The sequence below is a fragment of the Rhodococcoides kyotonense genome (assembly GCF_001645385.1).
Taxonomy (GTDB): Bacteria; Actinomycetota; Actinomycetes; order Mycobacteriales; family Mycobacteriaceae; genus Rhodococcoides; species Rhodococcoides kyotonensis_B.
Genome location: NZ_LVHI01000004.1, coordinates 134,367 through 155,507 on the forward strand (window position 1 = coordinate 134,367; position 21,141 = coordinate 155,507).

At 65.4% G+C, this 21,141-nt stretch carries 21 protein-coding genes; 17 read left to right on the forward strand and 4 right to left on the reverse strand.

Annotation, left to right across the window (positions count from 1 at the left end):
* Position 1 precedes the first annotated feature (1 nt).
* The 10 genes from A3K89_RS03780 (at position 2) to A3K89_RS03825 (ending at position 9,458) form a co-directional block, all read left to right on the forward strand.
* Positions 2-988, forward strand: a complete 987-nt coding sequence (locus tag A3K89_RS03780) for an ABC transporter permease (protein WP_068421989.1) — start codon at positions 2-4, stop codon at positions 986-988.
* Positions 981-1,865 (forward strand): ABC transporter permease, encoded by an 885-nt coding sequence (locus A3K89_RS03785; RefSeq protein WP_174551356.1) that lies wholly within the window; start codon positions 981-983, stop codon positions 1,863-1,865. Before A3K89_RS03780 ends, A3K89_RS03785 begins: the two co-directional genes overlap by 8 nt.
* The gene (locus A3K89_RS03790; protein ID WP_068421991.1) at positions 1,862-3,451 is read left to right on the forward strand and encodes a dipeptide ABC transporter ATP-binding protein; all 1,590 of its coding nucleotides are present in this window, start codon (positions 1,862-1,864) and stop codon (positions 3,449-3,451) included. The genes A3K89_RS03785 and A3K89_RS03790 overlap by 4 nt, the downstream gene beginning before the upstream one ends.
* Positions 3,444-4,529, forward strand: coding sequence for an LLM class flavin-dependent oxidoreductase (locus A3K89_RS03795; RefSeq protein WP_068421993.1), 1,086 nt, complete (start codon positions 3,444-3,446; stop codon positions 4,527-4,529). Before A3K89_RS03790 ends, A3K89_RS03795 begins: the two co-directional genes overlap by 8 nt.
* Positions 4,529-5,896: an NtaA/DmoA family FMN-dependent monooxygenase gene (locus tag A3K89_RS03800; RefSeq protein ID WP_068421996.1), complete on the forward strand. Its 1,368-nt coding sequence runs from the start codon at positions 4,529-4,531 to the stop codon at positions 5,894-5,896. The genes A3K89_RS03795 and A3K89_RS03800 overlap by 1 nt, the downstream gene beginning before the upstream one ends.
* The gene (locus A3K89_RS03805) at positions 5,893-6,660 is read left to right on the forward strand and encodes a DUF1684 domain-containing protein (RefSeq protein ID WP_068421999.1); all 768 of its coding nucleotides are present in this window, start codon (positions 5,893-5,895) and stop codon (positions 6,658-6,660) included. Before A3K89_RS03800 ends, A3K89_RS03805 begins: the two co-directional genes overlap by 4 nt.
* The gene (locus A3K89_RS03810; protein ID WP_068422002.1) at positions 6,657-7,730 is read left to right on the forward strand and encodes an MsnO8 family LLM class oxidoreductase; all 1,074 of its coding nucleotides are present in this window, start codon (positions 6,657-6,659) and stop codon (positions 7,728-7,730) included. Before A3K89_RS03805 ends, A3K89_RS03810 begins: the two co-directional genes overlap by 4 nt.
* 78 nt (positions 7,731-7,808) lie before the next feature.
* Positions 7,809-8,750: an NADP-dependent oxidoreductase gene (locus A3K89_RS03815; RefSeq protein WP_068422006.1), complete on the forward strand. Its 942-nt coding sequence runs from the start codon at positions 7,809-7,811 to the stop codon at positions 8,748-8,750.
* A 46-nt stretch (positions 8,751-8,796) separates the two neighbouring features.
* Complete coding sequence (locus A3K89_RS03820; RefSeq protein WP_084423558.1) at positions 8,797-9,147, forward strand: DMT family transporter; 351 nt, start codon at positions 8,797-8,799, stop codon at positions 9,145-9,147.
* Positions 9,147-9,458 (forward strand): DMT family transporter, encoded by a 312-nt coding sequence (locus A3K89_RS03825; RefSeq protein WP_068422008.1) that lies wholly within the window; start codon positions 9,147-9,149, stop codon positions 9,456-9,458. The genes A3K89_RS03820 and A3K89_RS03825 overlap by 1 nt, the downstream gene beginning before the upstream one ends.
* A gap of 20 nt (positions 9,459-9,478) precedes the next feature.
* Here A3K89_RS03825 and A3K89_RS03830 read toward each other — a convergent pair whose 3' ends face one another.
* Positions 9,479-11,326 (reverse strand): FAD/NAD(P)-binding protein, encoded by a 1,848-nt coding sequence (locus tag A3K89_RS03830; RefSeq protein ID WP_068422014.1) that lies wholly within the window; start codon positions 11,324-11,326, stop codon positions 9,479-9,481.
* A 202-nt stretch (positions 11,327-11,528) separates the two neighbouring features.
* Here A3K89_RS03830 and A3K89_RS03835 point away from each other — a divergent pair, with 202 nt between their 5' ends.
* Positions 11,529-12,824 (forward strand): NtaA/DmoA family FMN-dependent monooxygenase, encoded by a 1,296-nt coding sequence (locus A3K89_RS03835; RefSeq protein ID WP_068422015.1) that lies wholly within the window; start codon positions 11,529-11,531, stop codon positions 12,822-12,824.
* Between the two features lie 164 nt (positions 12,825-12,988).
* On the opposite strand, the gene A3K89_RS03840 is transcribed toward A3K89_RS03835, so the two are convergent.
* Together A3K89_RS03840 and A3K89_RS03845 are read right to left on the reverse strand one after the other, a co-directional pair.
* On the reverse strand, positions 12,989-13,810 hold the full coding sequence (locus A3K89_RS03840; protein ID WP_068422017.1) for a sulfurtransferase: 822 nt from the start codon (positions 13,808-13,810) through the stop codon (positions 12,989-12,991).
* 93 nt (positions 13,811-13,903) lie between these two features.
* Positions 13,904-14,110, reverse strand: a complete 207-nt coding sequence (locus tag A3K89_RS03845) for a dodecin (RefSeq protein WP_068422270.1) — start codon at positions 14,108-14,110, stop codon at positions 13,904-13,906.
* A gap of 222 nt (positions 14,111-14,332) precedes the next feature.
* Between A3K89_RS03845 and A3K89_RS03850 the strand changes: the two genes are divergently transcribed.
* The 4 genes from A3K89_RS03850 to fgd all read left to right on the forward strand — a co-directional run bounded on the left by A3K89_RS03850 (position 14,333) and on the right by fgd (position 17,174).
* A complete protein-coding gene (locus A3K89_RS03850) occupies positions 14,333-14,863 on the forward strand; it encodes an FKBP-type peptidyl-prolyl cis-trans isomerase (RefSeq protein WP_068422018.1) in 531 nt (176 codons plus the stop codon).
* Between the two features lie 20 nt (positions 14,864-14,883).
* On the forward strand, positions 14,884-15,585 hold the full coding sequence (locus tag A3K89_RS03855) for a GNAT family N-acetyltransferase (protein WP_068422019.1): 702 nt from the start codon (positions 14,884-14,886) through the stop codon (positions 15,583-15,585).
* Positions 15,586-15,744: 159 nt separating this feature from the next.
* A complete protein-coding gene (locus tag A3K89_RS03860) occupies positions 15,745-16,092 on the forward strand; it encodes a YidH family protein (RefSeq protein WP_068422020.1) in 348 nt (115 codons plus the stop codon).
* A 68-nt stretch (positions 16,093-16,160) separates the two neighbouring features.
* Entirely contained in the window at positions 16,161-17,174 is a 1,014-nt protein-coding gene (gene fgd / locus A3K89_RS03865; protein WP_068422025.1) for a glucose-6-phosphate dehydrogenase (coenzyme-F420), read from the forward strand.
* Between the two features lie 105 nt (positions 17,175-17,279).
* Here fgd and A3K89_RS03870 read toward each other — a convergent pair whose 3' ends face one another.
* Positions 17,280-17,789, reverse strand: coding sequence for a nitroreductase/quinone reductase family protein (locus A3K89_RS03870; protein WP_068422027.1), 510 nt, complete (start codon positions 17,787-17,789; stop codon positions 17,280-17,282).
* A 60-nt stretch (positions 17,790-17,849) separates the two neighbouring features.
* Between A3K89_RS03870 and pta the strand changes: the two genes are divergently transcribed.
* Positions 17,850-19,928 (forward strand): phosphate acetyltransferase, encoded by a 2,079-nt coding sequence (gene pta, locus A3K89_RS03875; RefSeq protein WP_068422029.1) that lies wholly within the window; start codon positions 17,850-17,852, stop codon positions 19,926-19,928.
* Positions 19,925-21,106, forward strand: coding sequence for an acetate kinase (locus A3K89_RS03880; protein WP_068422036.1), 1,182 nt, complete (start codon positions 19,925-19,927; stop codon positions 21,104-21,106). The genes pta and A3K89_RS03880 overlap by 4 nt, the downstream gene beginning before the upstream one ends.
* Positions 21,107-21,141: the final 35 nt, after the last annotated feature.

Genomic DNA, 21,141 nt, shown 5'->3' on the forward strand with positions numbered 1-21,141 from the left:
CATGACCCGGTACCTCGCACAGCGTGTACTGCAGGCGATCGTCGTCCTGTGGGCGGCGTTCACGATCTCGTTCGTCGTGCTGTTCCTCCTGCCGTCCGATCCGGTCAGCATCGCGGCCGACGGCGGGGGAGCAGGTACCCCGGTCGATGCCGCCGCGATCGCGGAGTTGCAGGCGCGGTACGGCCTCGATCAGCCGGTGTGGGTTCAGTATTGGAACTCGCTCAGCGGCGCTGTCCGAAGTGACTTCGGGTACTCGATCGCCACCGGGCAGAAGGTGACGACGGCGATCTTCGACGCGCTGCCCAGCACGCTGGCGCTTGCCTTCAGCGCCCTCGTGTTGGCCGTGCTCTTCGGCGGCACGGTCGCGTTCCTCGCGACGTACACCCGCGCTGGATGGTTGCGCAACATCCTGTTGTCGATCCCGCCACTCGGGGTCGCCGTCCCGACGTTCTGGGTCGGACTGCTCCTGCTGCAACTGTTCTCGTTCCAACTGCGACTGTTCCCGGCGTTCGGTGACCAGGGGTTCTCGTCGCTGGTGCTGCCCGCGATCACGCTGGCATTGCCGACGGGCGCGGTCATCGCTCAGGTCCTCGCGACGTCCATGACGACCACGTGGAAGCAGCCGTTCGTCGAATCGGCGCGCGCCAAGGGTGTCTCGCGTCTGCGCGTGCAGACCAAGCATGTCGCCCGGTTGTCGTCGATTCCGGCGTTCACGATCGCAGGCGTCCTCGTCGGCAACCTCCTCGCCGGATCGGTGGTCGTCGAAACGGTCTTCTCCCGGGCAGGCGTCGGACGATTGACGCAGACCTCGGTGATGGCGCAGGACATTCCCGTAGTCCAGGGCATCGTCGTCCTGACGTCGTTGGTGTTCGTCGCGATCAACCTGCTCGTCGACGTGCTCTACCCGCTGATCGACCCGCGGATCGTTGCCGACTACAAAAAGTCCGAAAGCCCTGCGAGCGCAACGAAGGAGAAAGTCGGTGTCTGACACTCTGATTCGCGAGGTTCTCACGCCAGCGCCGTCGTCCACGCCGTCGGTATCCGCTCCGCGGCGTCGCTCGCCGCGGTCTTGGCTGAAGAACGTCTGGCTCGTGCTGTCGGCGGTCGTACTGCTCCTCGCCGTCGGGTTCGCCCTGTTTCCGTCCGTGTTCGCCAGCGGTGATCCGTTGAAGGGCGTACCCGCCGACAAGCTGCAGGGCCCGAGCGCCGCCCACTGGTTCGGCACCGACAACATCGGACGCGACGTGTACACCCGCGTCGTGCACGGCGCGGGCCTGTCGCTGACAGCGACGCTGCTGGCCGTCGGTATCGCCCTCGTCGCGGGCTCTCTCATCGGATTGCTGTCCGGTGCCGTCGGCGGTGTGCTCGACGCCGTGCTCATGCGCATCGTCGACGTCCTGCTGTCGATTCCGGCATTGCTACTGTCACTCGCTCTCGTGACCGCGCTCGGCTTCGGTACCACCAACGTCGCCATCGCGGTCGGTGTCTCGCTCGTCGCGAATTTCGCCCGCGTCATGCGGTCCGAAGTGCTCAGGGTGAGGCGTTCGCTCTACGTCGAGGCGGCATACGCGTCGGGCGTGCGGTGGTACGACGTGTTCCGACGCCATATCCTGCGGAACAGCTACGCACCTGTGATCGCGCTGGCCGCAGTCGAATTCGGTATGGCGGTGCTGGCGGTGTCGTCGCTCAGCTTCCTGGGCTTCGGGGCGGTCCCGCCGACTCCCGAATGGGGTTCGTTGATCTCCGAGGGACGTAATTTCCTCGCCACGGCGTGGTGGATGACGACGCTTCCCGGCCTCGTCATCGTCGCCGTCGTGCTGTCCGCCCACCGAATCGGTCATGCCATCGAAGGAGGAAAGCGATGAGCCCGATCCTCGAGGTCCGGGACCTTCAGGTTTCCTACGGTGAGTCGACGGCGGTGCGCGGCGTCAGCCTGTCCGTCGAGAAGGGCGAGGTCGTCGCGGTCGCCGGTGAATCCGGTTCGGGCAAGTCGACGACGGCGCACGCCATCATCGGTCTGCTCGCCGGCTCCGGCCATGTCACCGGAGGCACGGTCACGTTCGACGGGGACCGCATCGACGACGCGTCGGAGAAAAGGCTCGATCGTCTCCGCGGCGCACACATCGGACTGGTCCCGCAGGATCCGACGACGTCGCTGAACCCGGTCATCCGCATCGGTGACCAGGTCGCCGAAGTGCTTCGGGTGCACGGTCTTGCGACCAAGCGATCCGCGAAGGTCGAAGCGATCCGTATCCTCACCGAAGCGGGCATCGACAACCCGGAGGTCCGCGCTCGGCAGTACCCGCAGGACCTCTCCGGTGGTCAACGCCAGCGTGTACTCATCGGCATTGCCCTGGCGTGCAGGCCGGAACTGGTCATCGCCGACGAGCCGACCAGCGCGCTCGACGTGACCGTCCAGCGCCGCATTCTCGACCACCTCGATGCCCGGATCGCGGAGACGGGCGCTGCGGTTCTACTCATCACGCACGATCTCGGTGTCGCCGCAGACCGTTCGGATCGGCTCGTCGTCATGAGCAAGGGCGAGATAGTCGAAACCGGCCGCACGGCAGACGTTCTCGCGAATCCACAGCACGAGTACACCAAGTCCCTGCTCGCCGCGGCGCCCAGTCTGAGTACCGAGGTGCGGCAGGAGCGTCCGGCGTCGGATCCGATTCTGACCGTGTCGGACGTGTCCAAGACGTTCCGCATCGGCCGCGGTGTGTCGCTCGACGCCGTGAAGACGGCGTCGATCACCGTCGAACGCGGCCGGACGCTGTCGCTCGTCGGTGAATCGGGCTCGGGCAAGTCCACTCTGGCGCGCATCTCCATCGGTCTCGAGACACCCACGTCGGGGTCGGTGACGTTCGACGGGACCGAGGTCTCCACGTTGAAAGGCTCCGCGCTGCGAGCGCTGCGTCGCCGCGTGCAGATCGTCTACCAGAACCCGTACGCGTCACTGAACCCCAAGTTGAGCGTCGAACAGATCGTGCGTGAACCGCTCGACGCATTCAAGGTCGGTTCGTCGGCGGAAAGAACGACGCGCGCAGCCGAACTGCTCGACCATGTCGCGCTCGGGTCGGACTATCTGCACCGTAGACCTGCCGAACTGTCCGGCGGCCAGCGCCAACGCGTCGCGATCGCCCGCGCGTTGGCGCTGCATCCGGAACTGCTCGTTCTCGACGAGCCGGTGTCGGCATTGGACGTATCCGTGCAGGCGCAGATTCTGACGTTGCTCTCGAATCTGCAGGACGAACTGGGGCTCAGCTACCTGTTCATCTCACACGATCTCGCGGTGGTCAGGCAGATCAGTGACACCGTTGCCGTCATGCAGTCCGGATCGATCGTCGAATACGGCACGACCGCAGCAATTTTCGATTCACCCCAGCGTGAGTACACGCGCGAACTGCTGGCAGCGATACCGGGCACCCACAAGGAGACACTTCATGCCTGACAGAGCTTTCCTCACTGCTGTCGAATTGCAGGGCACCGGCAGGCATCCGGCGTCCTGGCGGCGAGCGGATTCCCGCGCAGAGGACCTGTTCACTGCGGCTTACTGGACCGAACTGCTCGAACTCGCCGAGCGTGCGGGCGTCGACTTCGCGTTCATCTCCGATTCGTTCGCACGCGGGGCGCACACGACCGCGTCGTTCGGCCAACTCGACGCCGCATCGATCGCAGCACGTGCCGCGGCAGCCACCTCGTCGATCGGACTGATCCCGACGGTCACCGTCACGCACACCGAGCCGTTCCACGTCTCGAAGCAGATCGCGAGCATCGACTTCGCATCGCACGGCCGCGCCGGCTGGGAGGTCGCGGTGTCACCCGGCGTCGACGACGCGAAGGCGTTCGGCCGCAAAGGTGTTCAGGACGCGGCCGATCTGTGGCGTGAGGCCGACGACGCGGTCGAGGTCGTGACGCGGCTGTGGGACAGCTGGGAGGACGACGCGGAGATCCGCGATCAGAGCACCGGGCGGTTCATCGATCGAGACAAACTGCACTACATCGACTTCGAGGGCGACTACTTCTCGGTGAAGGGCCCGTCGATCACGCCGCGGTCACCGCAGGGGCAGCCCATCGTGGCGGTGCGCGTCACCGACGAGCATTCGCTGGCCGTCGCGGCCGCGCGCGCCGACGTCGTACGCGTCACGGCAGCGACAACCGCCGAGGCTGCCGTCGTCGCCGCACGTGTCCGGCGGGCCGTCGTTGCACAGGGGCGCGACCCGGTGAACGTGGCAGTCCTGCTGGACGTCGATGTGCTCGTATCCGATTCTGCTGCAGCAGATGTCGAACAGTTGGACTCGTGGGAGCCGTATGCGTCGGACACCGTGCGGTACGTGGGTGACCGCGCCGGGCTGGAGGCGGTGGTGACGGAACTGTCGGGAATCGTCGACGGCGTGACGTTCCGGCCGCTGGCACTGGTATCCGGTGTTGCCGCGCTGCCGAAATCGGGCGGCGGCGCACCCGGACTGCTGAGGGAACGTCTCGGCCTGTCTCGTCCGGTGAACCGTTATGCAGAAGGAGCGTTGTGATGGTCGAGCGTAGGAAACAGATTCACCTCGGCGCGCATTTTCCCGGCGTCAACAACACGACGGTGTGGAGCGATCCGGCGTCGAAGAGCCAGATCGAGTTCGACTCCTTCGTGCATCTCGCGAAGACGGCCGAACGCGGTCTGTTCGACTTCTTCTTCCTCGCCGAAGGACTGAGGCTGCGCGAGCACCGGGGCAGAATTCACGATCTCGACGTCGTCGGGCGTCCCGATACGCTGATCGTGTTGAACGCGCTCGCCGCCGTCACGACGCATCTCGGACTCGCAGGCACGATCAACACGACGTTCAACGAACCGTTCGAACTGGCCAAGCAGTTCGCGACCCTCGATCATCTGTCGAACGGCCGCGCCGCGTGGAACATGGTGACGTCGTCCGACGCGTTCACCGGTGAGAACTTCCGCCGCGGCGGCTACCTGGACCGGAAGGATCGGTACGTCCGCGCCCGCGAGATCATCGACGTCGCACGGAAGCTGTGGGACAGCTGGGGCGAGGACGACCTCGTCGTCGATCGTGAGAACGGCATCTTCGGACGTACCGACGCGGTCGGTCGCGTCCGGCACAGCGCGGAGCAGTTCGACATCGACGCTGCGTTCACCGTCCCGCGCAGCCCGCAGGGCCATCCGGTTCTGCTGCAAGCAGGAGATTCCGACGAAGGCCGCGAGTTCGGCGCAGCCAAGGCCGACGCGATCTTCACGGTCCACGGAACACTCGCGGCCGGGCAGGCGTTCTACACGGACGTGAAGGGCAGGCTCGCGAAGTACGGCCGTGCGCACGACGATCTGAAGGTGCTGCCCGCGGCCACGTTCGTCCTCGGTGACACCGACGCCGAGGCGCACGAGCGTGGCGACGTCATCCGCCACCAGCAGGTCGGGCCGCAGACTGCGATCTCGTTCCTCGAACAGGTGTGGGGCCGTGACCTGTCGTCGTACGACCCCGACGGACCGCTGCCCTCCGAGGATCCGGCGGACGACGTCAACATCACGCGGGGCCGCGTCCGACACGGCGATCCGGTTCAGGTTGCGCGTGAGTGGCGCGAGCGCGCCGTGGCGAAGAACCTCAGCATCCGCGAATTGATCATCGAGGTGACGACGCGTCAGCAGTTCGTCGGTACTCCCGCCCAGGTGGCTGCAGAGATCGACAGCTACGTGCAGAACGACGCGTGCGACGGGTTCATCCTCGTCCCGCACATCACGCCCGCCGGCCTCGACGAATTCGTCGACAAGGTGGTTCCGCTGCTGCAGGAACGTGGCAGCTTCCGCACCGAGTACACGGGTACGTCGCTGCGCGAGCACTTGGGACTCGCCCACCCACACGACACCGACGAGCGTGAAGGAGTACGAGCGTCATGACCACTACGGTCCACAGCTTGGAAATCCAGTGGAACACCTGGCACGCCGAGCGGGAGAGCTACTATCGTGACCCGCTCGGCTGGGTCGCGCTCACCGGATTGTATTGGCTCACCGACGAATTCGAGACCGTCGCCGACCTTCCCGGCCGATGGAAGGCCGACGCGGATGCCGTTCACATCGAGGGTCTGGACGTCGAGCGTCTGGAACCCGTCGAAGGTGCCCCCGGCATTCTGGTCGAGGACGGTGAGCGACGCATCGAGGTCATTCGTCGGACCGGGTCGGTGGCGTTGCGTGTGCACGATCCGAAATCGCCTCACCTGCAGTCGTTCCAGGGCATTCCGGCGTACGCACCCTCCGAACGGTGGACTGTCACAGGCACGTTCACGCCGTACCCGGAAGTGAAGATCGTGACGACGGGAGCCGTCGTCGAAGGCTTGGAGCATCATCACACCGCCGTCGGAACCATCGATTTCGAGTTGGGTGGTGAGCGTCAGCAGTTCGTCGCATTTGGCGGTAAAAAGGGTGGACTGCAGATTTTGTTCACCGACGCCACGAGTGGTGTGACGACCTATCCGGCGTCCCGTTCGCTCGCGGTCGAGGATCCGGATGCCGATGGTCGTGTCACTCTCGACTTCAACCGGGCGTCCAACCTACCGTGTGCGTTCACCGACTACGCGACGTGCCCGGTCGCTCCCGCGGAAAACAAGCTGACCGTCGCCGTCGAAGCAGGGGAGAAGACACCGGAATTCGAGGTCCCTGCGTGACGCGAGTGCCGCTGAACGTTCTCGACCTGTCGCCGATCAGCGAGGGGTCCACTGTTCAGCAGGCTCTGCGCAACACTCTCGATCTGGCGCGGCAGACCGAGGAGTGGGGTTACGAGCGGTATTGGGTGGCGGAACACCATTTCGTGGCTGCGGCGAGTTCGTCACCTGCCGTTCTCATCGGTCTGATCGCTGCTGCTACCAACAGGATTCGCGTCGGATCGGCTGCGGTGCAGATCGGTCATCACACGGCCGCGTCGGTCGTCGAGGCGTTCGGAACCGTCGCCGCGCTGTACCCGGGGCGGATCGACCTGGGTATCGGCAGGTCCAGCCAGCGTCGCACGGAAGCATCGGCGGACGAGGGTGCGCCCGATGCCGCCGGCGTGCTGCGATCGGAGCGGCGTGCGGAGGTCGCGCACGTCCTCCAGCACCCCCATGCGGAGATACCCGACTTCGACGAGCAGGTCGGTGATGTCATCGCATTCCTGAACGACGACTTCACGACGTCGTCGGGGCTGGCGCTGACGGCCACACCCGGCGCGGGCGCCGACGTCGAACTGTGGTTGTTCGGAAGCAGCGGCGGACAGAGTGCGCAGGTCGCGGGCGCGCGCGGTCTGCCGTTCGTCGCGAACTATCACGTGAGCCCCGGGACGACGCTCGACGCCGTCGAGGCGTACCGCGCGGCATTCGTGCCGTCGTCGACTTCACGCGAGCCGTACGTCGTAGTATCGGCGGATGTCGTTGTCGCCGAGTTGGATTCGCACGCAGCATATCTGGCGTCGTCTTTCCCGCAGTGGGTGTACAGCATTCGTAGCGGCCACGGCGCGATTCCGTACCCGGATCCGAAGACCGCAGAGCCGCTGACCGGCGAACAGCAGGTTTTGGTGGAAGATCGGGTCGCGACGCAATTCGTCGGGTCCGCAGCGACTGTCGCAGAGAAGTTGGACGGTCTGCAGAAGGCGACGGGCGCAGACGAACTGGTGGTCACGACGATCACTCACGATCACGCGGACCGGCTTCGGTCCTACGAACTGCTCGGCAAAGAGTGGGGCTTGCCGCGGTTGCGGGTCTGAGTTCCGCATCGATGGACCGCGACATCCGATAGACAGGTACAACGGACCAACGATGCAGCACGAAAAGGGGAACGAAACATGACACGGACAGCAGTAGCAACGGCATTCGGCGGACCCGAGGTAGTACGCATCGTCGACGAGGCGCTCGCGAAACCGTCTGCAGGGCAGGTGCTCGTCGAGGTCAAGGCAATCGGCGTCAACCCGTTCGACTACAAGGTGTACAGCGGCGCGTTCGGTAGTGACGAGTCGACGCTCCCGCGTCATCTCGGAAGCGAGGCCAGCGGCGTCGTTCTCGAGGTGGGCAGTGCGGCGACCGGGCCTGCAGGTCCCATCTCGGTGGGCGACGAGGTCATCGTGTCGGGCGCTCAAGGAGCCTATGCGGAGAGGCTGCTGGTTCCCGCCGATGCAGTTTTGCCGAAGCCCGAGTCTCTCGGTTGGGAAGAGGCAGCAGGCCTGTTGGTCGTCGCGGGGACGGCCTACGACACGCTGGTGGTGACGAACGTCGGCAAAGGCGACACCGTCCTCGTGCACGGCGCGGCAGGAGGCGTCGGGTCCGTCGTCGTCCAGCGGGCGACGGCGAGGGGCGCGCGGGTCATCGGGACAGCTCGCCAGGTGAATCACGACGAACTCCGCAGCCTCGGGGCCGAGCCCGTCGAATATGGTGAGGGCCTACTGGGTCGAGTGAAAGAGCTCGCTCCCGACGGCGTCGACGTCGCGATCGACACCGTCGGTACCGACGAGGCCGTCGACGTCTCACTCGAACTCGTCGCCGACAAGCAGCGGATCGTGACCATCGCGGCCTTCGAGCGTGCGGGCACGGACGGCTTCCAGTCCGTCGGCGGTGGAAACCCGGAGAGCGCAGAACGACGCAAGAAGGCGCGTCTGGACCTCGTGAACTCCGCAGGAGCAGGGGACATCAGCATCACGATCGCGAAGACGTTCCCGCTCGACGACGCCGCCACGGCGCACGCGGAGCTGAAGGCCGAGCACCCACGGGGGAAGTTCGTACTGATTCCCTGACTTCTCGCGCGGAATCTTCGGCAGCTCCTGCTCGTTGGTCCGTAGCGTGGGCAACAAGTACTGGGCGCTACTCGCGTCGGCGATCACGGTGGAAGTAACCGCGTCCCTGTCGATGAAGGCAGCTGTCGACACACCGGCGTGGTACGCGGTCGTCGTTGCAGGTTATGGCGCGTCGTTCGTCTTTCTGTCGTTGATCCTGCGTGGCGGGGCACCGATCGGCAAGACGTACGGCATCTGGGCTGCGGCCGGTATCGCGTTGACGGCGATCCTGGGTAATGCGATCTTCGACGAGGCGCTCACCGCACCGATGATCGGGGGCATTCTGCTGGTCATCGCGGGCGTCGTGCTCGTCGAATTCGGCGCGGGTCGGGCTGCACGGCGTGAGGTGACTACCTGATGTGGTTCTTTCTCGCCGGCGCCATCGTCACCGAAGTCATCGCGACGCTGTCGCTGCGCGCGTCCGAGGGTGGTCGTAAGAAGCTGTGGCTCGTCCCGGTCGTCGTCGGCTACGGCGCCGCGTTCACGTTTCTGGCGCTGGCCTTGTCGGCAGGAATGGGGATCGGCGTGGCCTACGGCGTGTGGGCAGCATCAGGCGTCGCTCTGACGGCCATCGCGGGCAAGATTCTGTTCAAGGAGCCGTTGACGGCCATGATGTCGGCCGGGATAGCGCTGATCATCGGCGGTGTGCTGCTGATCGAGACGGGATAGAGCTCGTAGGGGTCGACCGGCTACCGAAGCAACTCGAGCGCCAACGCGTCGTTGTGGCGGAAGAATCCTGCGTTCGTCTGCGGCCGGGGAAACGCCGACGACCAATTGTGCCCGGCTACCCATGGCCCGACGGCGTAGCGCTGTTCGTGAACCGAGCCGTCGGCCTTGATGATTCGAGATCTGCCGTCGACCGAGATCTTCGCGGCGCTGCGCTCGTTCGCTCGGATCTCCACCATCTCGCCGCGGGAGTGCAGGGTACGCAGCAGCGCATCGCCACTTGACCGGATCGACGCGACCGGGAGGCGGGCGTCGACAAGTGTTCTCGCCGTAATAATTTCGGGATGGGCTGCGCTCTGCGCGACGAATACCCCGTCCGTGGTGTCGGCGCTGAACGTAGTGTCGGGGCCGAGGAACCTGACGACGCCGCATGACGCCAGGGCGCGCAGTTGGTCGAGCCGTTGCGGAGGTGGACCGCTGGCGACGAAACTGAAGAAGGAGTGCAGCCAGCCTTCGATGTCCATGGCGACCGACGCAGCCGGAATGCGGCCGCGGCGCAACAGTTCTCCGGTGGTCATGTAGACCGACAGCAAAGCGCTGAACACTGCGGCGTCACTGCTGTAGTGGTGATCGGCGCGGCGTGCGAGATCGGCGTCGATGTATCCGATGATGCGTGCGGTGGCGTCGTCGACGTCGTCGTAGGACTCACCCGTCAACGGTCGGTCGATCAGGTCGAGATCGATCCGGTCGTCGTCCTTGGGCACGAACGCCTCCACGAGTCGGCGTGCCTCGGTCGATCCCCGCTCGAGGGCAGCGAACCGCGCGTCGAAATCCGCCCACTCACCGGTGGTGCGTTCGGGATGGGAGGCGAACAGCTCGTGAAAGTGTGCTCCCGCAAGCTCTTTCGCGGCCAGTGGCCAGACGTCGCGTCGGAAATCGAGCCACCCGTCGCCGGGAAATGCGTCGGCGGTGAAGTACTTCGGCAGCGGAGGTCGGGCGGCGGCGATGTCGTATCCGATCTTCGAGTGATACGGGACGCCGCGTCGCGAACCTGCGTAGACGATCGGTTCGCGTCCGGAAGGCTCGTAGATCAGGTCGCCGTCGATGCCACGAGAGAACACACCGCCGCGGCTCTCGGCGAGCAGAACCATCCAGTCGATGAACGCGAGTCCGAGACCGGCGACGAGGATCGGCTCGTCCGACGGCACCACGTCCGGATCGAGGTCCGCGGTGTACCCGGGACCCACGTATGTCAGGTCGTGCGAATCGGCGAACTTCTGCAGGTAGGTCTCGGCCGACGACGGAAGAGCGTCCGGGTGACCCTGCGCGAGGACGACGACGTCTACGTCGAGCGTCGAACCGTCGTCGAGAGTCAGTGTCTGCGAGCCGTCCGGTGAGTCCGCGATGTCGACGACGGTGCTGCGGTGGACTTCGACCGTGGCCGGTGCATCGGTGACGGCCTGCGCGAACACCCACTCCAGATATCGGCTCTGCAGTGTCCGCGACGCGAAGGACTGGGCCGTGAACGTCTCGAGCTCCGGCGCGACTTCGGGATCCGACTTCAGTGTCCCGATGTTCGGCAGGACCCACTCGGCCAACGTCGGGCCGGGCTTGATCGGGCCGTCGACGGTCGTCGTCTCGTCGGTGAACATCGTGACGTCTGCGGCGACCGAGTTCATCCAGAGCAACGGGGACTGGTTGCCGCGCCAGATTCGGCCCGCGCCTGCGGGGAAGGGATCGACGATATGAATCGACGTGGTGTCGGCCGCGTCGAGGTCCGCGAGATGGGCGAGCAGACGCTCGAGTACACCGGTACCGCGAGGGCCTGCGCCGACGATCGCGATGCGGTGCTGTTCGGGAATGCTCGTCATGGTGCCTCGATCGACTCTGTCTCGTGTCCGACGAAACCCAGGGGAATCTGGGAGATCAGCACGACAGTAACCATGTCCGTCCGTGATCCCACACGCAGGTATCGACCCAGAATCACGGTGATTTTATTCCTGGTGCCGTTGGCGTTGTGTTCTTAAAATTGCGCGTTTGGAGAGGGATTCGACAGCGAAAGGCACACGCAGGATGACATCCGCCGGGCGCCGCAGAACACTCAAGACCGTCACCGGCGTCAGCGGCGGTCTCGACATCTACGACCTGGCCGTCGATCCGACGCAGTCCACCCTGGCGACGTCGTTGGAGGTCGCAAAGATCGCCGAGGACAACAGGATCGACGCGTTGTTCGCAGCCGACCTCTTGAGCTTCGGTGCACAGGGTGCGATCGGTGCGCAGGAACCGTTGATCTATCTGGCGGCGCTGGCTGCGGTGACGAAGCACGTCGGACTGATCGCCACGGTGACCACGACGTTCCACCACCCATACAATCTGGCCCGGCTGTTCGGGACCCTCGACCACGTCAGCAACGGCAGAGCCGCGTGGAATGCGGTGACGTCGTCACTCGGTGAAGAGAACTACGGCGACCAGGATCTGCCGAGCCCGGAGGAGCGGTACGCACGCGCCACCGAATCCCTCGAGGTGGTCCACGCGCTGTACGACAGCTGGAAACCCGGTGCTCTGACGCCGGGCACGGACGGTGCCGTGCTCGACGCGTCGCTCGTGCAGCCGATCGACTACCGCGGGAAGTACTACACCGTGCAGGGGCCGCTCAACATTCCGTCGCTGCCGCAGGGACGGCCGGTACAGTTCCAGGCCGGTCAGTCCGCGGGAGGGATCGAACTCGGTGCGCGGTTCGCCGAAGTGGTCTTCACGTCGCTCGCGACGCTCGAAGATGCGGTCACCTACACGAAGACGATCCGTTCTCGCGCAGCAGAATTGGGTCGCGGAGACAAGCTCCCGCTTATCTTCTCGTCGTTCCATGCCACCTACGGCGCTTCCGAGGCGGAGGTGCGACAACTGGTGAAGGAGCGGGAGGAGTCGACCGACTTCGACGCGGGGCGCGTTCGGCTCGCCGACATGCTCGGCGGGGAGGTCGATCTGTCGGAACTGCAGCTGGACAAGCCGATTCCGGTCGATCTGCTGCCCGACCCCAAGGCCGTGAATCGCCGACGCGGCCGCGTCGAAATCTTCGGCAAGCTCGCGGCGGAGGGAAAGACACTGCGCGAGTTGATCATTGCGTCGAAGGACACGGGTCACTGGGCCGAGGCTGGGACACCCGATCAGCTGGCCGACGCGATCGCGCAGCGCTACGACGCCGGCGTTCTCGACGTCATCTCGATCGGCGGCCTCGCCGACCCACGGACTCGTGACTTTGCGTTGAACGGGTTGCTGCCGGAGCTACGGCGTCGGGGAATCGTCGGTCGCGACTACCTCGGTGCTGCGTTCCGGGAAAACCTGGAACTGCCGCAGTTCGAATCTCGGTGATTCGAACTGTTCCACTCGGTGGCGTCACGGTGTTCGATAGGGGACATGACGTGGCTGAAGCGAGTGTTCGACTTGGGGTGGTTCGACGATCACTCGGCGCGTGGCCTCGCCTGTGCGCGGGCCGCAGAAAATCTGTCCGTCCACGGCTGACTGCCGGAGGCTCGTCACCGAGTTGAGGCGCCGGTCGCGACGGGCCTGTTCGGTTGATTCGACCACTGCGACCACGAACCCGGGTACAGAGCCGCATCGATCCCTGCGATCGCCAACGCCGCGATCTGATGTGCCGCAGTCACTCCCGATCCGCAGTAGACGGCGACGTCCGCGCCGGCGGAGTCGAACCGCTCACGCAACGCATCGGCAGACAGGAACCGCCCGTCGGCGTCCAGGTTGGCGGCAGTCGGTGCGTTGATTGCGCCGGGGATGTGGCCCGCCTTCGGGTCGATCGGTTCCGTCTCACCCGAATAACGCTCGGGTGCACGTGCGTCGAGCAACGTGCCGGAGTAGCTCTCGATTTCGTCGGCCGTCAGCGTCGGAAGGTGACCTGGGGTCAACTCCACGTCGCCGGGCGCAGGGATCTCGTCGCCAGACGCGGTCTCGAAACCCGCCGCTGTCCAGGAAGCCAGTCCGCCGTCGAGAAGAGTGACGTCGGTCAAGCCTCCCCACCTCAGCAGCCACCATGCGCGTGCAGCCGCGAGATTACCGGTGTTGTCGTACGCCACGACGCGGGAGCCGGAACCGATTCCCCAGCTACGCGCGGCGTTCTGCAGGTCGGAGATCTCGGGGAGCGGGTGGCGGCCGTCGGACGGTTCGCCGTGGCTCGCGAGCTCGTTGTCGAGGTCGACGAACACGGCACCGGGAATGTGTGCGTCGCGGTAATGCTCACGGCCCTCGGAGTCACCGAGAGCCCACCGGACGTCGAGCAGAACCGGCGGATCATCGCTCGCCAGTTGCGCTTTCAACTCGTGTGCGTCGATCGTGACAGTCACTCTGTTCCTCTTCTCTCGCTGGCAGGAAGCGGCTGCGCCGCACGTGCGTGGGAATGTATAGAGGGCTATACATTCCCACGCACGAGGCGAACGTCATTCGAGCTTGAAGCCCACCTTGATCGTCACTTGGAAGTGGGCGATCGACCCGTTCTCGATGTGGCCGCGCGTCTCTACGACCTCGAACCAGTCGAGGTTCGTCAACGTTTCGTTCGCGCGAGCTATCGCCTTGCGAACCGCGTCGTCCGTGCCCTCCGTCGATGTTCCGACGATCTCGGTCACGCGGTAGATGTTGTCGCTCATTGCGTCTCCTTCACTGTCGAGTTCGGGATCGACTTCCGACTCGATGGTTCTCTCTTCCGTGCGGATCCGAAACCTGTTCCAGCAAACACACTGCGGCACTGCCGATGTCGTCGCCGAAAAGTGTGCGTCGCGCCGCAACAGCACGAGAGTCTGTACCGTGAGCGCGTGAAAACTTCTCGCCTGTCCTCGACCGGATTCGTAGTTGGGACCGCACTGGCCCTGATGCTCTCGGGCTGCAGTTCGGATTCCTCCGAGCCTTCCGATGCCGATGCCGGTTCGGCACCCTCCACCACGTCCTGCCCCACAGAAGCGCCGAGCGATGCGGGTGACCCGGAGTGGACCTTGGACGGCGACACGGGCAGCGTCGCCGTCATCGGTTCGACGGACTCGACCACGCCGTCGGTCCAGGTCGAGGCGCCCTTCGCGGTGTCCGAGACCCAGGTGCACACGTTGAACGAAGGGTCCGGGCCCGTTGTGGCCGACGCTGCTCAGGTGGCGGTGTGCTACATGGGCGTCAACGGGCGGGACGGGTCGGTCTTCGACAGCAGCTACGAGCGCGGTACCCCCGCCGAATTCCCGCTGACCGGTGTCGTCACCGGATTCCAGAAGGCCATCGCAGGCCAGACGGTCGGCTCGAAGGTCGCCGTCGCAATGACGTCCGCCGACGGTTACCCCGACGGTCAACCGCGTGCGGGAATCGAGGCGGGCGACAGCCTCGTCTTCGTCATCGACATCCTCGACGTGACCGGGTAAGCACCGTCGAAAGGCACGCAGTGAGCACGCAGGACGTCGACGGTCACCCACTGGACGACCCGGTCAGAGGATCTCTGGTGGGGGCGCATGCCCGGTTCGCGCGGGTGTCGGGATCGGGACGAGTATTCCGGTTCGACCCCGAGGTCGCGCCGTTCCTCGGGCACCCGCCCGTCATCGAGACAGGGGACTGGGACGACATCGCCGCATTGTTCGGGCCCGGCGAAATCGTGTCGCTGACGGGCGTCGGACACCGGGTTCCCGCAGGGTGGGACGTCGTCGACCAGTTCGGGCTCGTACAGCTCGTCGGCACGCACCTCGAGACGCGGCCGTATCCCGACGCGATCGTTCTCGGCGCCGACGACGTGCCGGAGATGCTCGACCTCGTCGAGCGCACCAAGCCGGGACCGTTCCTGCCTCGGACCTTCGAGCTGGGAACCTATCTCGGCGTGCGTGACGGCGAGGCGTTGGTGGCGATGGCCGGGGAGCGAATGCATCCGGCGGGTTGGACCGAGATCAGTGCCGTATGTACGGACCCCGCCTACCGAGGGCGGGGGCTCGCGACCGACCTGGTCCGGGCCGTCGGGCACCTCATCCGCGCGCGTGGCGAGGAGCCGTTCCTGCACGCGTCGGCAGCCAACACGCACGCAATTCGGCTGTACCTGTCGATCGGGTTCGAGCTTCGGCAGGAATCTCGGCTGACGCTCGTACGGATTCCTGGCTGACCGGACCGCGGGACCGGACCGAATGCGGCCAACCGGTCACTCAGAGTGACCGGATGTCACCCTCGCTCGCGGCGCGCGCGAGCCGGGCCGGCCAGACCCAGGACGCGTCGCGGCAGGAGTGACCATGGTTCGAATCGGCCTGATCGTTATTGTTGGTCCGTGACCGATGATCCGTCGACCCGTCCGGACGAACGTTTCACCCTCGCCAGCGAACGCACGTTCCTCGCGTGGATGCGCACATCACTGGGTCTGATGGCCGGTGGCATCGCCATCGTGCACCTGGTCCCGGACTTCAGCACCGGCTGGGTGCGCACCGGATTGGGACTCGTCCTCATCCTCATGGCTGCGTCGGCGGCCATGGTCGGCCTGCGTCGCTGGCTGCAGGTGCGCAAGGCGCTGGAACAGGGCGCGCCGATGCCCGAGGCGAAGGAATTGTGGCTGTTCGCCGTCGGAATCGGTGGAATCGCGATCCTCGCAGCCGTCATCACGGTGCTCGGAATCGAGTAAGCAGAGGACTCGGCGGACTCGGCGTGCACAATCGAAGTGACTGATGACTAAGGACGAGGGAGTAGAGCGTGGCACAGGCGTTGAAGCTCGGGTACAAGGCGTCGGCGGAGCAGTTCGGTCCGCGGGAGCTCGTCGAACTCGGTGTGTTGGCCGAGCAGCACGGGATGGACTCGGCGACCGTCAGCGATCATTTCCAGCCGTGGCGTCACGAAGGTGGGCATGCGCCGTTCTCGTTGGCGTGGATGACGGCGGTCGGTGAGCGCACCGAGCGGATTCAGTTGGGCACATCGGTGCTGACGCCGACGTTCCGGTACAACCCGTCGGTGATTGCGCAGGCTTTCGCGACGATGGGCTGCCTGTACCCGGGGCGCATCATGCTCGGTGTCGGTACCGGCGAGGCGCTCAACGAGATCGCGACCGGGTTCACCGGCGAGTGGCCGGAGTTCAAGGAGCGTATCGCGCGGTTGCGGGAGTCTGTGCGGTTGATGCGCGAGCTGTGGCTCGGCGACCGCGTCGACTTCGAGGGCGAGTACTACACGACGAAGGGCGCGTCGATCTACGACGTGCCCGAGGGTGGTATTCCGGTGTACATCGCTGCGGGTGGTCCGGTGGTGGCACGGTACGCAGGCCGGGCTGGTGACGGGTTCATCTGTACGTCGGGCAAGGGCATGGAGCTCTACACCGACAAGTTGCTGCCTGCCGTCGAAGAGGGTGCGGGCAAGGCCGAGCGCGATGCCGGTGAGATCGACAAGATGATCGAGATCAAGATTTCGTACGACACCGATCCGGATCTGGCTTTGGAGAACACTCGCTTCTGGGCGCCGTTGTCGCTGACGCCGGAGCAGAAGCATTCGATCGACGACCCGATCGAGATGGAGAAGGCGGCCGACGAATTGCCGATCGAGCAGGTGGCGAAGCGGTGGATCGTGGCGTCGGATCCGGACGAGGCGGTCGAGAAGGTCAAGCAGTACACCGACGCCGGGCTCAACCACCTCGTGTTCCACGCGCCAGGTCACGACCAGAAGCGGTTCCTGGAGTTGTTCGAGCGCGACCTGGCGCCGCGGTTGCGCAAGCTGGGGTAGTTTTGCGAGCTTTCGTCGGCTCTCCTGTCGGCATCGATGGTCCGTGGCATCCGATAGACGGTTGCCGCGTGACATCGATGCCGATCCGGGGGCAAGCGATGGCGGTCAGTCCGCAGTCAACGCAAACATCCGCATTTCCCGATCGGTCCGGGTCTTGTATTCGCCGTACACCCGGACCATGTCGTTGAACGCGTCGTAGATCCGCACTTTCTCGTCCCCGAGAACGGGTGTGGCCGTGACGGGAATTCTCTTGCCCCCGATCGCGACGGACGCATGCGGATCGGCGAGCAGGTTCGACGTCCAGGCCGGGTGATGCTGTTGCCCGAAGTTGCTGCCGACGACGTACAGCGTGTCGCCCTCCCGGTAGTACAGCAGCGGTGAGGTCCGTGGCGCCCCCGACTTTCGACCTGTCGTCGTCAGCAAGACGACGGGCGCGGCGATGGGCCCGAGGATCGTGTACTTCCCGTCGGTGCGCTCGAGAAGTCTCCGGTCGATGCCTGCGAGGTTCCGGATGACCCATGACCCGGGCTTCGTCGCGGCGAACGCGATCGCAGGCTTACGAATGATGCTGTTCTCGCTGCCCCAGCGGACGTCGGGAAACGGTGATTCGGCCATGACAGATCCGACTACGGCAGGTCACCTTCTGTCAACTACTCACCCGCTACTCTGGCTGGCATGGCCGAGCGAGCATCGAGCATCTACATCGCCTCTCCGGAGGGCGACACCGGTAAATCGACCATCGCGCTGGGCGTGCTGCAGATGTTGTGCGCGTCGGCGGCCCGCGTCGGCGTCTTCCGCCCTATTGCGCGTTCGACGGACGAGCCCGACTACATTCTCGAGCTGCTCGTCGATCACACGACGGCGGATCTCTCGTACGAGCAGTCTCTCGGCGTCACGTACGAGGAAGTACATGCCGATCCCGACGCGGCCCTCGGCGAGATCGTCTCGCGCTTCCACGACGTCGCCGCGCAGTGCGACGCGGTCGTGATCGTCGGCAGCGACTACACCGACGTCGGCAGCCCGAGCGAACTGAGCTTCAATGCTCGTATCGCCGCGAATCTCGGTGCGCCCGTGCTGTTGTCGCTGCGCGGATCGGAGAGGTCGCCGGACGAGATCGTGCAGCTGGCGCAGCTGAGCCAGTCCGAGCTTCGCGCCAATCACGCGCATCTGGTGGCCATCGTCGCGAACCGATGCGACCCCGACCGCCTCGACGACGTCACCGCCGCACTCGAACCGCTCGGCGTGCCTGCGTGGAGTCTGCCGGAGATTCCCTTGCTCGTCGCACCGACCATGGCCGAACTTCTCGACGCCGTCGACGGCACGCTCTACAGCGGCGACTCCGAATTGATGCAGCGTGAGGCACTCCGCGTCATGGTCGGCGGTATGACGGCGGAGCACATCCTCGAACGACTCACCGAAGGCGTCGTCGTCATCGCGCCCGGCGACCGATCGGACGTTCTGCTCGCGCTCGTCAATGCGCATGAAGCAGAGGGCTTTCCGTCACTCGCCGGGATCATCATGAACGGAGGAATCGAACCGCACCCGGCCATCGCGCGACTCGTCGCAGGCCTCGGGCCGCGTCTGCCCATCCTGACCACGGACCTCGGCACGTTCGACACCGCGTCGGCAGCCGCGAAAGCACGTGGACGCGTCGCCGTCGGCTCCCAGCGCAAGGTGGACACCGCCCTCAGCCTGATGGAACAGCGCGTCGACGCGCAGGCACTGCTCGACAGCCTCGAACTCAGCATCCCGTCGATCATGACGCCGCAGATGTTCGAGTACCAGCTCATCCAACGTGCCAGAGCGGACCGCAAACACATCGTGCTCCCGGAGGGCAACGACGACCGAATCCTGCGTGCGGCCGGTCGATTACTACAGCGCCAGGTCGCGGAACTGACGATCCTCGGCGAAGAGGGGCCGATCCGCAGGCGCGCAGCCGAACTCGGCGTCTCGCTCGACGGCGTCGCCGTCCTCGACCCGAAAACCTCCGATCACGCCGAGCAGTTCGCCGCCGACTACACCGAGCTTCGTAAGCACAAGGGCATGACGATCGAACGTGCTCGCGAGATCATGACCGACATCTCGTACTTCGGAACGATGATGGTGCACAAGGGAATTGCCGACGGCATGGTGTCCGGCGCCGCGCACACGACGGCGCACACCATTCGGCCGTCGTTCGAGATCATCAAGACCGCAGCCGGCGTGAACACCGTGTCCAGCATCTTCCTGATGTGCCTGTCCGATCGTGTTCTGGCATACGGCGATTGCGCGATCGTCCCGGATCCGACGGCGGAGCAGCTGGCCGACATCGCGATCTCGTCGGCGCAGACGTCGGCGCAGTTCGGCATCGACCCGCGCGTCGCGATGCTGTCGTACTCGACCGGTGACTCCGGATCGGGCGCCGACGTGGACAAGGTGCGCGAGGCGACGAAGCTCGTCCGCGAACGCAGCCCGGAACTGTTGGTGGAAGGGCCCATTCAGTACGACGCGGCCATCGAGCCGTCGGTCGCGAAGTCCAAGCTCCCCGACTCCGAGGTGGCCGGACGCGCAACGGTGTTCATCTTCCCGGACCTCAACACCGGCAACAACACGTACAAGGCGGTACAGCGTAGCGCGGGAGCCGTCGCCGTCGGGCCGGTGCTGCAGGGCCTGGCGAAACCCGTCAACGACCTCTCGCGCGGCGCACTCGTCGAGGACATCGTCAACACCGTCGCCATCACCGCCATCCAAGCTCAGGGGTCGAAAGAAGCATGACCGTTCTCGTCGTCAACTCCGGCTCCTCGTCCATCAAGTTCCAGCTCGTCGAACCGGAGGACGGAACCGCCGGCGCAACCGGTCTCGTCGAGCAGATCGGTGAGACCGAGGGCCGCGTCGTACTCGATCTTCCCGGGGACGAGTCCGAGAAGCGCCTCGAGATCCCGGATCACGCCAAGGGTCTGCAGATCGCGTTCGACATGCTGGCCGACGCGGGCGTCGACCTCCATGACAGCGTCACTGCCGTCGGGCATCGCGTCGTACACGGCGGCGAAGTGTTCTACCGGCCGACGGTCGTCGACGACGCGGTCCTGAAGCAGATCGACGAGCTGAGCAGCCTGGCGCCGCTACACAATCCGCCGAACGTGCTCGGCATCGAGGTCGCCAGGCGTCAGTTGCCCGACGTACCGCACGTCGCAGTGTTCGACACGGCGTTCTTCCACGGGCTGCCCGCAGCCGCGTCGACCTATGCGATCGATCGAGACACCGCTCGCCAGTATGGAATTCGGCGCTACGGCTTCCACGGAACGTCGCACGAATACGTGTCGCAGCAGGTCGAGAAGTTTCTCGGCAGGGAGGGGCTCGACCAGATCGTCCTGCACCTCGGCAACGGGGCGTCCGCGTCGGCGATCAGGGCAGGGGAGCCGATCGACACGTCGATGGGGCTGACGCCGCTCGAAGGGCTCGTCATGGGGACACGCAGCGGCGACATCGACCCCGGAATCGTGATGCACCTGCGCCGCAGCGCCGACATGGACGTCGACGCCATCGACGAATTGCTGAACCGCAGGTCAGGGCTCAAGGGGATGTCCGGCATCAACGACTTCCGTGCACTGCAACAGCGTATCGACGGCGGGGACGGCGACGCAGCCCTGGCCTACGACGTCTACATCCACCGGTTACGCAAGTACATCGGCGCCTACATGGTCGACCTCGGGCACCTCGACGTCATCGCCTTCACCGCAGGCGTGGGCGAGAACGCGTCGCAGGTCCGAGCGGATGCGCTCGCGAATCTCCAGGGCTTCGGTATCGAGATCGATCCGGAACGAAATGCGCAGCGCGGCAAAGTCGCTCGGGTGATCTCCACGGACGGATCAGCGGTGACGGTGTTGGTCGTGCCGACCAACGAGGAACTCGCCATCGCCCGCGCGACAGATGCCCTGGTCAGCAGCCGCTGACGCGACCCGTGCGTGCGAATGTACAGCCGGCTGTA